The organism is Pseudofrankia sp. DC12, from assembly GCF_000966285.1.
In the GTDB taxonomy this organism is placed as follows: Bacteria; Actinomycetota; Actinomycetes; order Frankiales; family Frankiaceae; genus Pseudofrankia.
Genome location: NZ_KQ031391.1, coordinates 3471046 through 3485595 on the forward strand (window position 1 = coordinate 3471046; position 14550 = coordinate 3485595).

Here is a 14550-nt window from a genome sequence, read left to right on the forward strand (position 1 = left end):
TCCCATGGGCACTTCGCCCTACTACGGCCCGGAGACCGCAGGTCTGGCGAATCATACGACGGGTGTCCGGAGCGTTTCCGGAGTGCTCCCGCGAGTCGCGTCGGCTGCCGTTGCGTGTGTCTTGACCGTTTCTTCGGCGGCAAGCCGAAGCAGGGACTCCACCACTGCCACACCGAGCCGCAGATACGACCGGCGAGTACTCGCGCGCAGCCTCGGGATGCGAATTGGCGCACGCTTGCTCGGGTCCAGCCGGCTTTCGTACGGAATCCTCACGACGCTGTCGACTTGCCGCGCCAGCCGGCCGGCGGCCGCCCGGGTACGCGGTGACCAGCGGCCCCGCCGCGGTGAGACGACGGCGACGATCACCGGCGGTCGGCGGCCGTCCTTGTCGACGGGCAGGAGCGGGGCGGCCGGATCACGCAGCGCGGCGGCGGTGCGGTCCAGGTCGGCCGGAGCGGCGAGGCTGACGACGACGATGAGGTCGGCGGCCCGCAGCGCGGTCGGCGACAGCGGTGCGGCGACGGGCGCGTCCACCAACACCAATGGGTAGGCGCGGGTCAGCTGGCCGAGTGCGGTTCGCAGCATCCCGGGTGTCACGGTGTCATCCGCCGGGACCACCGCCGCGCCGCCCCCGGGCGCCTGGCTCCGGCTCAACGGCACCACCTCCAGCGCCGGTGTGCCATCACCGGAGGAGCGCAGCAGCGCACGCAGGCCGGCGGCCGCGCCGTCCCGCCGGCGGGCGACGTCGGCGACCGTGACGTCGCCGGCCAGTCCGACCCGCGGGCACAGCGGATCCCCGCGGGGTTCCTCAGGCTCCTCGTCTGGCCACACGGACGGGCACAGATCGAGGGCGAGCACCGACTCGCCGCGGGCACCGGCCAGTACGAGCCCGAGGATGCCGACGAGGGTCGTCGTCCCCGAGTACGGGAACGCGGAGGTGATCCCGATCCGCCACGAGCCGGGCAGGTCGACCGCGGCCCGGTCGGGCAGCGACTCCCGCAGCGGGATCTCGTCCCAGTCCGCGAGGCCGTCCTCGTCGTCCCAGTCCCAGTCGTCGTCCGTGACCGCGGGCAGCGCGAACCGCCGGGCGACGGCGGAGCCGGGGACGGCCGGGAGCGTCGAGTGTCCGGGCTCCGCCACCGGGTGATCCGGCTCGGCCGAGGCCGCGGGCGGTGGAGTCCAGGCGCCGGGCTGGCTGGGTGCACCCGGTCCGGCAGGCCGGGACCGCCCGTCAGCCGGCGCCGGCTTGGCGAGCCGGGGGGGCTCTGTGAACCTCGGTGGTTCGGTCGGTCGGGCCGGTTCGGTCGGCGCGGTCGGGCGCGACCGGGCGGGCGGCGGGATGGTCCACGGCCCAGGAGCGGGCTGCGCCGAGGGCTCGGCCGTGCGGGTGGCCTGGCCGCGCGCCGCCGGTCTCGGCGGCTCGGGTGCCAGCGGCGGATGGGCCGGTGCCGCGGCACCCGGCGCCGCGCGGTCGCCGGGCCGGCTGGGCGGTGCCAGCACTGGCGGTGGCGTCGCCGGGGGCCGGGGTGGCATCCGGCGCCCGATCGGCGGCGTGGCGGGCTCGTCGTCCGGGTCGGCCGGATCGCCCGGCGCGGCGGCGTGTGGTGTTGCCGGCAGCCAGCCGGTCCGCGGCTGACGGGCTGGGGGCGGGCCGGGCGCCGGGCGCGACGAAGCGGGCCGGGCGGGCCCGGGCGGCTGGGCCGCCGGCGGCGACGCAGAGTGAGGCGACGGAGCGTAGGTGGACGGCGGGAGTGGCTGGGTGGGCCCCTCGATCCGGATCGACGGCTCGGGTGCGGCCGTCGTCTCCGCGCCGGCCGGCTCGGGCCCGTCCGCCGGCCGGTCGGTGCGGCGGGCTGGACGGTCGCTGACCGTGTCCGTTGGCCGGCCGGCGACGACGTGCGGCCGTGGGTCGCGGGCCGGTGGCAGCGGGACGGTCGGCCGGTCGTCCAGGTGAAACGCCTCGTCGCCCTCGGGGGCGGCGCCGTCGTCGGAGCGCCGGCGGTGGCGGCGCCGGCTGCGGCTGCCGCGTGAGTCGCCATCCCGGTCGAGGCGCGGGTCAGCGTCGTCCTCACCGGCCATGGGCCCGGTCGCGGAGATCTGCGCGCCGATGAGAGATACCGGTCGCGCGTCGCCCTCCTCGCCGTACGGTGTCGGTGGCACATTGCTCACGTGCCGTCGCCCTCCTGGCTGGTTCAGGCCGGTTGGCCCCAGTTGGGATTTCTTACCGTCACTTGCGGCGGGCCGCCACCAGATTCGGATAACCCGGGACGTAGAAGTATGACAAGCTCCCACAGAGCCTAACCATGGTTACCTGGGGTGGTACACCGTCCGTCACCATCAATGGGCGTCGACCACGTCGTTGCCGCCCTGATGCAGGGGGTGCTGCCGGGCTCCTGAGGGGACGCGCGACCATGCAAGCGGAATCCGCGACCGCCTGACCCGCGCGAAAGGGGCAGCCGCTATGCAGGAGGGTGTCCCGACGGCGCATGAGGGCGTATCGGCCGTCCCGTCTCCCCAGCGCCTGGAGCCCAAACGGCGGCTCGACCCGTCCGCTCGCCATGAGCCGCCTCAGCGCCAGGACGACGACGACGTTCTGACCGTGGACGAGCTGGTCGTCTGGCTGCGGCTGTCCGAGAGCACCGTGTTGCGGCTCCTGTCCGAGCGGGCCATTCCGGCTCGCAAGGTGGGGCATCAGTGGCGGGTCCGGCGCGGCCGGGTCCGGGACTGGTTGGACGGCCGCGAGTGATCCCGGGCGCCGTCGAGGTCAGGCCGACGCTGCCGACGGGCCCGGCCCCCCGCGTTGCCTGGACCGGGCGCCTGGCCTGCCTGCGGAGGCGGGGACCCGCGCTGGCCCCGAAGATCGGGGTCACGGTTGTCACCGTGGCCCTGATGATGGCCGGATGCTCGTTGCCGGGTGGCTCGGGGCAGCGGGCGACACCCTCGGCCCGGCCGGCCACGACGGGGCCACCGCCCGGCGCGAGCCAGGCCCCCGGCCCCCCGCTCGCGACCGCTTCGGCCGCCCCGAACGCGACCACACCGCCGGCCGGCTCGGACCCGGCCGCCGTCGCCACCTACTGCTTCGCTCGCTGGCAGACCTTCGACGCGCGCACCGACGCGAGCCTCGGCGCCGGCGTCCAACGTGCCGCCGCCGACCAGTGCTTCACTCCCGACTTCCTCGGCCAGCTGGCCAGCGGCACCGGAACCGGAGCGTCGACCCCCGACGCGGGCGCCGGGCCGGCCTGGGAGGACCTTCGCGCCCACGGCGCCCACTCGACCGTGACGGTGCTCGCCGCGACCCCGCTCGGCGACACCGCCGCGACCGGCCGGGTCGTGTACCTGCTCAATGCTCGCAGCGACTACGCGTCCGACAACGCCACGGCGACCCAAACCGTCTCCACTCCGACGGTGACGCTGCTGCGCGATACCGCCGGCCGCTGGCGGATCGCCGGCGCCGACCTGTCCGCCAGCGCGGGCGACGCGCCCGGGCGCTAGAGGAGGCGGACGTAGATGGCACGGGGGCGGCTCGGCCGGCGTCGCTGGATGCTGTGGCTCGGCGGCGGCGGGCTGGTGGCGGTCGGCGGGATGATCCTCTTCATCTGCCTCGTCGTGCTGCTGATCGCCGGGCCGTTCCTGGGTAGCAGCGACAACAACGGGCCGCACACGATCGTCAACTCGAAGGGCATCCCGGCCGAGTACCTGGATCTGATCGTCTCGGCGGCGAACGACGCGGGCTGCCCCGAGGTGACCCCGGCGCTTTTGGCCGCGCAGCTCTACCAGGAGTCCGGCTTCAACCCGCGGGCCTCGTCGCCGGTCGGGGCCATGGGCATCGCCCAGTTCATGCCGGCCACCTGGGCCGCCCATGGCGGCGGTGGCGACGTGTGGAACCCGGCCGACGCGATCCCGGCCGCGGCGCGGTACGACTGCGCGGTCGCGGCCTCGGTGGCGGCGGTGCCCGGCGCCGGCCAGGAGAAGATGCTCGCCGCCTACAACGCGGGCCCGGGGGCCGTACTGGCCTTCTCCGGCCTGCCCCCGTTCCCGGAGACCCGCAACTATGTCCGCACGATCCTGGCGAAGGCGCGCGAGTACGGCGACGACCTCGTGGCGGGGGCGATCGTCTCGGCCGAGGCGGTCGGGCCGGTGGTCGCGTTCATGCGCTCGCAGGTGGGCAAAGCGTACGTCTGGGGTTCGGTCGGCCCGGACACCTGGGACTGTTCGTCGCTGGTCCAGGCGGCCTACCGGGCGATCGGCCTGCAGCTGCCACGGGTGACCACCGAACAGCTGGCCGCCGGGCCACAGGTCTCCGGCGCGGACATCCAGCCGGGGGACCTGCTGTTCATTCCGGGCAGCGACGGCACGGTTGCCGCGCCGGGGCACGTGGGTATGTACGTCGGCGACGGCCAGGTGATCGACGCGAAGGGCGCCCGCTGGGGCGTCGTCGTCTCGGACATCTCAGCCTGGACCAACGTCGTCGCCGTAACCAGACCCCTAGCAGGCAAAGCCTAGAGCAGACGGACTGCTCGAGCCATGACGAGCCATGACGAGCCATGACGAGCCATGACGAGCCATGACGAGCCATGACGAGCCATGACGAGCCGTCTCTTGCTCAAGCGAAGATCAGCCAAGGTACCGGCCCTGGAGCAGCGTCTACCTCGGTCGTCTCCACCAACCCAGATTCACGTTAGGGAGGGCGCTCAGCGCCCGAGCTGGCGTAGCGGTCGGCGGGCGCTCCGCGCCCGTTCCGACCGCTACGCCGTTGCGTCGCTGACGAAGCTGGAGAAACCGTCGGCCATGGAACCGAGCCAGCCGAACGCGGTGTGGACGAAGTTGGCCGCGTCACTGGGCGCGGTCACCACATAGAAGGTCACGAAGATCCAGAAACCCCATGGCCACAGAACCTTCTTCACGCCCGACCTCTCAATGACCCGGCGACCGGCGAGCGGTCGGCTGACGACGAGGAGCCGGCGACGCCCCCCGGGCCGGACGGAGCGGACGGTCGGGGCCGCCACCGCGCCGCCCGGGGAAGGCCCCGGGCGGCGCGGTGGCGGCCATCCGCCGCCTCGACCGGCCTTGCTGCATCACCAGCATCGAGTTTGTACTTACGGTGGGTGCATACCGCAAGCTGACTCGCCGCTTTGAGTGATCGCTCAAACGCATATGGTGTGAGTCGCGTCGGCGTGTCGCGCGCTGACCGGCCGCGGGGAATCGCGTCGCGGGCAACCCGTGGGCACACCCGGGCCAGCTGCCGACGGTAGCGATCTGAGGCCGTTCCGCGCTGTACTGAGGTCAGGCGCCTCGAGCCGGTTGACGTCGACTCCCTGCTCGAGGCGCTTCCCGCCCTCCGGAGCTCAGATGGGGATGCTCTGAGCGAAGCGGAGGAGATTGCCCGGGTCGTAGTGGCGCTTCACGGCCGTCAGCCGCGGCAGGTTGGCGCCGTAGTAGGCCTGGGCCCAGTCGGCCAGCTCGGGGTCGATGTAGTTCTGGTACGCCTGGTTGGAGACGTAGGGCGCGGCGGCGGCTGCGATGTCGCGCGCCCAGTTGTGCGCCGCCTGGACGTTCTCGGCCCGCTCGCCCGCCGGGTAGCCGGCGAAGTACTGGACGCTGGCGATCGCGTTCCGGTGCACGAACGCGGTGTCCGCCGCCCCGGCCCGGCCGATCGCGCCACCCCACGAGTCCAGGATGACCCCGCCGCTGGCGGTGGCCAGCGGGTCGCGCTGGCGCTCCTCGATCATCCGCGTGAGGACGTCGATGCCGGCCGGGGCGATCGGCGCGACCAGGATCGCCGACGCCGCCTTCTGTCCCGGCCGGCGGGTGCCCGCGCTGATGCCCGTGGTGCTGCCACAGGTGCCGCCACTCGCCGAGCAGCCGCCTTCGATCCGCATCGCGGTCAGCTGGTCATGCTCGGCGATCGCGGTGCTGACGGGCGTGGCCGAGCGGAGCGCCGCGCGCAGGTCGGCCAGCGGGGCGGTAAGGCCGGCCCGGGGGCCGGCGAACACCCCGCTGACGCGCAGCGTCGGCGCCGAGCCGCCGGGTACCGAACCGGCGACGACCGTCGACCACAGCGTGTCCGGCATGGTGCCCAGCTTTCCGGTGATCCACTGCTGCCAGCCGGTGATGACGTCGGCCGCCGCGGACCACGGCCACCGCACCGAGAACAGCGTCAGCGGCCGGGTGGGGTGCGTCGCGAACCGGAACGCCGTGACGATCCCGACGTTGCCCCCGCCCCCGCCGCGCAGCGCCCAGAACAGGTCCGCGTCGTGGTTCTCGTCGACGCTGAGCCGCTCACCCGAGGCGAGCACGACGTCGGCGCCGGTCAGCTGGTCGCTGGTCAGGCCGTAGAGCCGGCCGAGCACGCCGATCCCACCGCCGAGCGTGAGCCCCGCGATGCCCACCGTCGGGCAGGAGCCTCCCGCGATGGCCCGGCCGGCGCCGGCGAGGTCCGTATAGACCTTGATCAGCCGGGCGCCGCCACCTATGGTCGCGATGCCGTTGGCGGCGACGTTCACCTGGTTCATCCGGGTGACGTCGATGACCAACCCATCGGACGTCGAGTAGCCGGCGTAGCTGTGGCCACCGCAGCGGGCGGCCAGCGGCACCCCGGTGGCCTGCGCGAACCGGACGGCCTCGGCCACGTCCGCGGGATCGGCCGCGTAGAGGATGCCCTGCGGGCGAACCGTGTCGAAGGCCGGGTCGAACAGCGCCCTGGCCCGGTCGTAGTCGGTATCCGTGGGGCGGACCAACTGGCCGGTCAGCCGCCGGGCGAAGGCGTCCCAGCTCTGGGCTGGGCCGAGCGCCGGCGTCCCACCGGCGGCCGTGGCCGAGCTGGAGGCGGCGGGGGCCGTCGGCTGGTGGGACCGGCCCGGCGAGCAACCGGCCGCGATGCCGCCGCCGAGCACGGCGAGCCCCGCCGCCCGTAACACTGCCCGACGGTCCGTCACGACGCCCATGTCCGGACCCTACGCGGGTGAAGCCCCAGGTCAGGGCCGCTCTGGGCGGCTGCCCGGCCGCCGGGCTGTCGGCCGGCGGACGCCCGGGCCGTGCGCAGCTACTTCTCCGGTGGCGCGAGCAGCGTGCGCACGATGTGGTTCGCCGGGTCGACCCGTACCAGGGTGCGGCCCACGCTCAGGGTGGCGTAGACCGCGCCGGACGGATCAACGGCCACCCCGTACAGGTCGGCCAGGTCGGCCTCGTCGGCGGTGGCGCCGTCCAGGCCGGTCGACTGGCTGGAGCTGGTCCCGGCGAAGGTCGCGATCACGCCCTTCGGGTCGATGCGCCGGATCTTCTCGTTGTGCGTGTCGGTGATGTAGAGCGAGCCATCCGGGCCGAGAGCCAGGCCGGTCGGCCCGCTCAGCAGCGCGTTCGCCGCCGGTCCGCCGTCGCCGGTCTCGCCGTCCTGGCTGGCGGTGCCCGCGACGGTCCGGATGATCCCGTCCGGGGTGATCTCGCGGACGGTGTTCAGATAGTCGTCGGCGACGTAGACCGAGCCGTTCGCGGTGACCGCCAGGCCGGACGGCGAGGGCAGCGATGCTTTCGTGGCCGGCCCGCCGTCGCCGAGGCTCGTGGAGCTGCTGCTGCCGTACGCGCCGGCGACCGTGGAGATCAGGCCGTCCTTGGTGATCTTACGAATCCGGGTGCCCTCGGCGACGTAGACCGAGCCGTCCGGACCGAGCGCCAGCGCGGCCGGGCCGTCCAGCGCCGCCCTGGTGGCGAGCCCCGAGCCGGCGGTGAAGCCCCCGTCGCCGCGGGTCGTCCCGGCGAAGACGAAGGCCGTGCCGTCCGGGGCGATCCGGTAGACCTGGTTCTCGTCGTGGTCGGCGGCGTAGACCGTGCCGTCCGGGGCCACCGCCAGCGCCTGCACGTCGTTCAGCACGAGCTGGGCTGCTGGCATGCCGGCCGCGGGCACCGGCGCGGGACTGGCCGTCGCGGGACTGGCCGTCGCGGTCGCCGGCGGCGTCGTCGCGCCCGCTGGAGCCGGTCCGACGCCGGCGACGGCCCGCACCGTTCCGCTGGCCGTGACCTTGTAGACGGCGCCGGTGCCCGCGCCGCTGTCGGAGACGGCCATGTAGACCGTGCCGTCCCGGCGAATCGCCACCGCGTCGAGGTACGTGCCCCGGTCGAGAGTGAGCTGCTGGCCGGCGTAGCCGGGCTTGGCGCCGCCCCCGCCACCGGCCGTCAGGCCCACCACCAGGCCGATCGCGAGCAGGACCACCACCAGCGTGACGCCCGCGCCGATCAGAAGGCCCGGCCGTCGCGGCCGGCGGCGCCGGCCGCGGGGCGGCGAGGCGACCCTGGTCGGGGCGAGCGGCGGCCCCGGCCGAGATGGCGGGCCGGAGGGCGACACGCCGCCCGGCCTCGGCGTGTGCATCGGGTACGGCGGCTGCGCGCCCCACCCGGCCTGCGCCGGGCCTGTGGGTGGCGTGGGCCGGCCGGGAACGGGGGTTGTCGGGGAAACCGCCGCGGCGCTCTCCGGCAGGAACTGGGTCGGCCTGGCCGGGTCGTCCGCGGCCCACCCGTCGTGGCTGCCGCCGGGAGGGGTCGTCGTCGGCCCGACGAGCGTCGGGGACACTCCGGGCGGTGCCCAGCCGGGGGCCATTCCCGGCAGGAGGTCCCCGAGCCGGTGTCCGGCGGCGGTGAGCACGTCGTCCGGCAGCCGAACCGGGACTCCAGTGGCGACGAGCCAGCCGGGCCCGAAGACGGCCGTCGCCGCGGCGGCCAGCATGAGGGCAAGATCGTGGGCACTCGCGGGCCGGTTGGCCGGGTTCTTGGCCAGCGCGGCCAGCACCACGGCGGCCAGTGGCGCTGGAACCTCGGGCATCGGGTCCGGTGGGACGGACAGGTGATGGTGCAGCAACGCCGGGACCGTCAGCCCGCGGCGGAACACGGGCCGGCCGCAGAGCAGCTCGTAGAGCACGACCCCAAGGGCGTACAGGTCGGTACCCGGGCCGAGCCGGGTGCCCTCGATCTGTTCGGGCGCCATGTACCGTGGCGTACCGATCAGACCGGTGGTGGTCACCGTGGCCGACTCGACGATCTTGGCGATGCCGAAGTCGGCGACCCGGGGCATCCCGTCGGCGCCGAACAGCAGGTTGTCGGGCTTGATGTCGCGGTGTAGCACACCGATCCGGTGCGCCGCCGCCAGCGCGGCCGCGGCCGTCAGGCCGATCGCGCAGACGGCCCGCGGGTCGAGGTTCGTGGGCTGGATCGGCTGGTTGGCCGGCGGCCACTCCGCCTGGCCGCGTGACGGCGGCGTGGTCGCGATCCGGGTTCGCAGACTGCCGCCGGTGAGCTGCTCCATGACGAGCAGACAAAGCCCCGCGTGTTCGACGTAGTCGTAGACGCGCACGATGTGCGGGTGGTCGAGCTCGGCCAGCACGCGCGCCTCCGCGAGGAAGCGGGTCCGTAGGTCGCCGCTCGGGGTCCCTGCCGGATCGGCGACAGGGTTCCTGCCGGATGGGCGGAACCCATCTGGGAGGTCGGCGATCTGGGAGGTCTGACCGGCCGATCCGTCGAAGGGGTCGCTGCCAGCCGCGGCCCCAGGGTCGACCAGCACCTTGACCGCGACGGCCCGGCCCATCAGCCGGTGCCGCGCGGCGTAGACGGCCCCGAAGCCGCCGCGGCCCAGCTCGGCGCCGATCTCGTACCCGGGAAGCGCGCCGGCGATCAGGTCGGGCGCGGGTGTCGGCGTGGTCAGGGCGCCTCTCCTAGCGCTCGCGGGACGGAGGTGGGCCTAGCTTGCCTGGCGGGCGATCACGTTGATCGTGCCGTTCGGGTCGATCCGACGGATCTCCTTGTTGCCGTTGTCGGCGATGTAGACGGCGCCGCTGGCGTCGACGACCACTGAGCTGGGGCTCTTCAGCTGCGCGGCCGTCGCCGGTCCGCCGTCGCCGGAGCTGCCCTCGGCGCCGGTCCCGGCGATCGTGGAGATGACGCCGTCGGGGGTGACCTTGCGAACGGTGTTGCTGCCGTAGTTGGAGATGTAGACCGTGCCGTCCGGGCCAAGGGTCAGGTCGGGAATCGACAGGGTGGCGTCGGCGGCGTCCCCACCGTCGCCGGTACGGCCGGTCTTGCCGTTGCCCGCGAACGGGCTCAGGATGCCGTTCTTGTCGATCTTCTGTACCGAGTCGCTGCCGAGGTTGCCGATGTAGATCGTGCCGTCGTCGGCGATCACGATGCTGTTCGGGTCGCTGATCTGGGCCGATATCGCGGGGGTCGGCGTACCGGTGTAGCCCTTCGTGCCGGTGCCCGCGATCGTCGTGATGATGCCGTCCGGCGTCACCTTGCGGATGCGCTCGTTCGTGTAGTCGGCGAGGTAGAGCGAACCGTCCGGGCCGACAGCCATGCCCTCGACGCTGTTGATCTCGGCCTGGGTCGCCGGGCCGCCGTCACCGGCGAAACCGGCGGTGCCGTTGCCCACCACCGTGGTGATCACTCCATTGGGGGTGATCTTGCGGACCCGGTTGTTCGCGGTGTCGGGGATGTAGATGTTCCCGTTCTTGTCGACGACGGCGGTGCCGGGGCCGTTCAGCTCGGCCGAGGTCGCCGGCCCACCGTCGCCGCTGAACCCTGCGGTGCCGTTGCCGGCGATCGGCGTGACGGTGCCGTCCTTGCTGATCCGGTGGACGATGTCGGTGTCCAGGCTGGAGACGTACACCGAGCCGTCAGTCCCCATGAACAGGTGCAGCGGCGCGAGGTTCGGGACCCGCAGCACTGGGCCCGAGTACGCGACCGCGGTCGCCGGCAGCCCGCGGGTCCGGTCCGGGTACGGCTCCTGGGTGCTCTCCACGGTGCCGCCGCCCCCGCTGCGGCCTCCACCACTGGCGGCCAGGCCGATCGCGGCGATCAGGCCGGCGACGAGCACGAACAGCAGCGTCGCGGCGATCACGGTGGCCCGCAGCGAGAGCCCGAACATGCCGTCTTTGGGCTGGTTGCGGTTCGGGGCGGGAAGCGGTGCCCGGACCGGCTGCGGTGTCATCGGCGGCCGCGGCTGGATGGGCTGCGGTGGCCGTGGCTGGACCGGCGGTGCGCCGCCGGGCGGCCAGCCGCCGGTGGCCGGAGGGCGGTACCCCGGGGTCGGCAGCGGGGCGGCGGGCGGCGTCGGGCCCGGCTGCGGCGTGGCCGGCGGCGCCGACCAGCCGGCGGGGCCGGACACCGGCGAGGTGCCGGCGAACGGCCGGCCTGTCGTCGGCACGGGCTGGCCGGGCACGTGCGGCCGGCCGGGCCCCGGCTGGTAGCCGGGGCCGGTGGGCATGCCGGGCCGGAACTGCTGGTTCGGGCGCGGCGGCCCGCCCGGGCCGTAGCCGGGAAAGCCCGGCGTGCCCGGCGGCGGCGTCTGCGGACCAACCGGGCGGGGCGGCCCGACGGGCGGCCCGGAGAAGCGCGAGCTGGGCGTCGAGGCCGTGCCGAGCGCGGCCTCGCGGATCTCGTCGTCCACCCGGATCTTGACGTCCGAGCGGGTCAGCCAGGCCGGGCCGAACGAGGCGACGCTCGCCCTGGCGAGCTCCAGGGCGAACTCGGTGGCCTCGCCGAGCCGGGTCGCCGGGTCCTTGGCGAGGGTGCGCATGATGACCGCGGCGACCTGTGGAGGCGCCATCGTCAGCGGCTCCGGCATGACGTTGAGATGGTGATGGGTGAGCGGCTGCACTCCCATCGGGCGGCCGAACAGTGGCCGCTCGGCGAGCATCTCGTAGAGGACGCCGGCCAGCGCGTACAGGTCGGTCGAGGGGAACAGCCGGCCGCCGAGGATCTGCTCTGGCGCCATGTAACGCGGTGTACCGAGGATCGCGCTGGCGGTCGTCTCGGCGCCGTCGAAGATCTTGGCGATGCCGAAGTCGGTCACCTTGAGCAGTCCGGCGCCGTCGAACATGATGTTGTCCGGCTTGACGTCCCGGTGCAGGACGCCGGCCGCGTGCGCTGTGGTCAGCGCCGCCGCGGCCGCGATCCCGACCGCGCAGACGGTCTCCTGGTTGATCTTTCCGGCCTGGATGCGCTGCTTGAGGGTGCCGCCGGGCAGCAGCTCCATCACCAGCAGGCAGGTGCCCTCGTGCTCGACGTAGTCGTGGACCCGCACGATGTGTGGGTGGTCGAGCTCGGCGAGCACCCGGGCCTCCGCGAGGAAGCGGGCGCGCAGTTCCGGGTCGTCCGAGGTGTCCAGGAGGATCTTGATGGCGACCTTGCGGCCGATGAGCCGGTGCTGGCCGGCGAGCACGAGGCCGTAACCACCCTTACCGAGGTCACCTTCGACCTGGTAGCCGGGGAGGGCCGCCTCCACCAGAGAACGATCGATTAGCAAGGTCTGGTCCCGTTCGCCGCCGGCCCCCGGGGATGAACGCGGGGAATCTAAAACGCGAAGGCCACGCCCGGGCTGCAAACGCGCCCTTCGTCGTGTACCCGGCGATACTACGGCCTGGTACCCCCCAGTTCCCCCCTGGTAGGGCCTAGTTGGTGTCCGTCGGATGTCCGACATGGGGCGGTCGGCCGGAGACGGCGCTCCGCGCCTCCGGCCGCCCCGCCTGTCGGGCGCTGAGCGCCCTCCCAACGCCTGATGTCCTGGGGTGTGGAGGTCGGGAGGCGGGGGTGTATCTGGGTCGGGTTCTTGGCTGGGTTGGGTTGTGCGGGTTGGGGCGGAGTACCTGCCGCTTGACGGCTCAGGGCATGGGATGTCTGTCGGACGCCGGGCGGTCGGGGCGCCCTGACTTCGACTGCCGGGCTGGCCGTAGACACTGACGGTGGCAGATCTCAGGCAAGAGGTTCGAAGGGCGGTCGCGTGATGTCGAGTTCGGTGCCGAGCTCTGAGTCGTCCCCGCTGGGGGGCGAGCCGGTGGTGATCACACAGACGCCCGAGCCGGTTGTGCTCACTCGGACAGCGGAGTGGGCCGCGCTGCGTGCACACCATGCCGAGCTCGCCGGAACCGGTCTGCGGGCCCTGTTCGCGGCCGAGCCCGGCCGGGCCGATAAGTTGTCCGTGCAAGCAGATGAGCTCTTCCTGGACTATTCGAAGAACCTGGTCACCGCCGAGACAATGCGGCTGCTGGTGGCCCTTGCCGAACGGGCCGGGCTCGCGGGCCGGGTCGAGGCGATGTTCACCGGTGAGAAAATCAACACCACCGAGCGCAGGGCCGTTCTGCACACCGCCCTGCGCGCTCCCGCGGGCGAGACCATCCTGGTCGACGGCGAGAACGTCGTGCCCGCGGTGCACGCCGTGCTCGCCAAGATGTACGCGTTCGCCGACCGGGTCCGTTCCGGGGTCTGGACGGGCGCCACCGGCAAGCACATCCGGACCGTCGTGAACATCGGCATCGGCGGGTCCGACCTCGGCCCGGCAATGGCCGCCGAGGCGCTGCGCACCTTCGCCGACCGATCCATCCAGACCCGTTTCGTCTCCAACGTCGACGGCTCGGACATCTGGGAGGCGACGCACGACCTGGACCCGGCCGAGACGCTGTTCATCATCTCGTCCAAGACGTTCACGACGCTCGAGACGATCGCGAACGCGAAGACGGCCCGCGCCTGGCTGGTCGCCGAGCTCGGCGAGGATGCCGTGCCGCACCACTTCGTGGCCGTCTCGACGAATGCCGAGAAGGTCGCCGAGTTCGGCATCGACACGGCGAACATGTTCGAGTTCTGGGACTGGGTCGGCGGCCGGTACTCGATGGACTCGGCCATCGGCCTGTCTCTGGTAGTGGCAATCGGGCCGGAGAACTTCGCCGAGCTGCTCGCCGGTTTCCACGCGATGGATGTGCATTTCCGCACGACGCCACTCGACCGTAACCTGCCGGTCCTCCTGGGACTGATCGGTTTGTGGTACCGGGACTTCTTCGGCCTGCAGACGCATGCGGTGCTGCCGTACAGCCACTACCTCAGCCGGTTCGCGGCCTATCTGCAGCAGCTCGACATGGAAAGCAACGGCAAGTCGGTCGACCGGGCCGGCCGCCCGGTCACCGCCGCCACCGGCCCGGTCGTCTGGGGCACTCCGGGCACGAACGGGCAGCACGCCTACTACCAGCTGCTCCACCAGGGCACGACGGTCATCCCGGCGGACTTCATCGGGTTCGTCGCCCCGACGCACGCGCAGGTCGGGGGCAGCGGTGCCGCGGACCAGCACCTGCTGCTGATGGCGAACTTCTTCGCCCAGACGGAGGCGTTGGCCTTCGGTAAGACCGCCGCCGAGGTCGCCGCCGAGGGGGTCGCGCCGGAGCTCGTCCCGCACAAGGTCTTCACCGGTGACCGGCCGACCAACACGCTGCTCGCGCCCCGGCTGACCCCGTTCACCCTCGGTCAGCTGATCGCGCTGTACGAGCACAAGGTGTTCACCCAGGGCGCGATCTGGGGGATCAACAGCTTCGACCAGTGGGGCGTCGAGCTCGGCAAGGTGCTCGCCGGCCGGATCATCCCCGAGCTGGCCGGGGCGGCCGAGCCCGACCTCGCGCACGACGGTTCCACCAACGCCCTCATCCACCGCTTCCGCGCCGGCTTCGCCGAGACGCTCCCGGCGCCCGTCGCCACCTGAGGCCCCAGGCTCCGGCGTCGGCCGGTCTCCCTCACCCGCTCGCGTCC

At 73.2% G+C, this 14550-nt stretch carries 9 protein-coding genes; 4 read left to right on the forward strand and 5 right to left on the reverse strand.

What is annotated here, in order from left to right; translation table 11 throughout:
* Positions 1–51: 51 nt before the first annotated feature.
* Positions 52–2169, reverse strand: a complete 2118-nt coding sequence (locus tag FRADC12_RS13720; protein ID WP_157488852.1) for a hypothetical protein — start codon at positions 2167–2169, stop codon at positions 52–54.
* A gap of 292 nt (positions 2170–2461) precedes the next feature.
* Between FRADC12_RS13720 and FRADC12_RS13725 the strand changes: the two genes are divergently transcribed.
* From FRADC12_RS13725 to FRADC12_RS13735, 3 genes are read left to right on the forward strand one after another with little or no spacing between them, the layout of a single operon-like run.
* Positions 2462–2746 (forward strand): helix-turn-helix domain-containing protein, encoded by a 285-nt coding sequence (locus tag FRADC12_RS13725; RefSeq protein WP_084010713.1) that lies wholly within the window; start codon positions 2462–2464, stop codon positions 2744–2746.
* A complete protein-coding gene (locus FRADC12_RS13730) occupies positions 2743–3492 on the forward strand; it encodes a hypothetical protein (protein ID WP_045876958.1) in 750 nt (249 codons plus the stop codon). The genes FRADC12_RS13725 and FRADC12_RS13730 overlap by 4 nt, the downstream gene beginning before the upstream one ends.
* 15 nt (positions 3493–3507) lie before the next feature.
* Positions 3508–4503, forward strand: a complete 996-nt coding sequence (locus FRADC12_RS13735) for a bifunctional lytic transglycosylase/C40 family peptidase (RefSeq protein WP_045876959.1) — start codon at positions 3508–3510, stop codon at positions 4501–4503.
* Positions 4504–4745: 242 nt separating this feature from the next.
* Here FRADC12_RS13735 and FRADC12_RS32260 read toward each other — a convergent pair whose 3' ends face one another.
* The 4 genes from FRADC12_RS32260 to FRADC12_RS13755 form a co-directional block, all read right to left on the reverse strand.
* Entirely contained in the window at positions 4746–4904 is a 159-nt protein-coding gene (locus tag FRADC12_RS32260) for a hypothetical protein (protein ID WP_198152894.1), read from the reverse strand.
* A gap of 441 nt (positions 4905–5345) precedes the next feature.
* Positions 5346–6944: an FAD-binding oxidoreductase gene (locus FRADC12_RS13745; protein WP_052710898.1), complete on the reverse strand. Its 1599-nt coding sequence runs from the start codon at positions 6942–6944 to the stop codon at positions 5346–5348.
* Between the two features lie 98 nt (positions 6945–7042).
* The gene (locus FRADC12_RS34030) at positions 7043–9571 is read right to left on the reverse strand and encodes a serine/threonine-protein kinase (RefSeq protein WP_283215126.1); all 2529 of its coding nucleotides are present in this window, start codon (positions 9569–9571) and stop codon (positions 7043–7045) included.
* 153 nt (positions 9572–9724) lie between these two features.
* On the reverse strand, positions 9725–12265 hold the full coding sequence (locus FRADC12_RS13755) for a serine/threonine-protein kinase (RefSeq protein ID WP_084010715.1): 2541 nt from the start codon (positions 12263–12265) through the stop codon (positions 9725–9727).
* Between the two features lie 498 nt (positions 12266–12763).
* On the opposite strand from FRADC12_RS13755, the gene pgi reads away from it, so the two are divergent.
* On the forward strand, positions 12764–14503 hold the full coding sequence (gene pgi, locus FRADC12_RS13760) for a glucose-6-phosphate isomerase (protein ID WP_084010717.1): 1740 nt from the start codon (positions 12764–12766) through the stop codon (positions 14501–14503).
* Positions 14504–14550 lie beyond the last annotated feature (47 nt).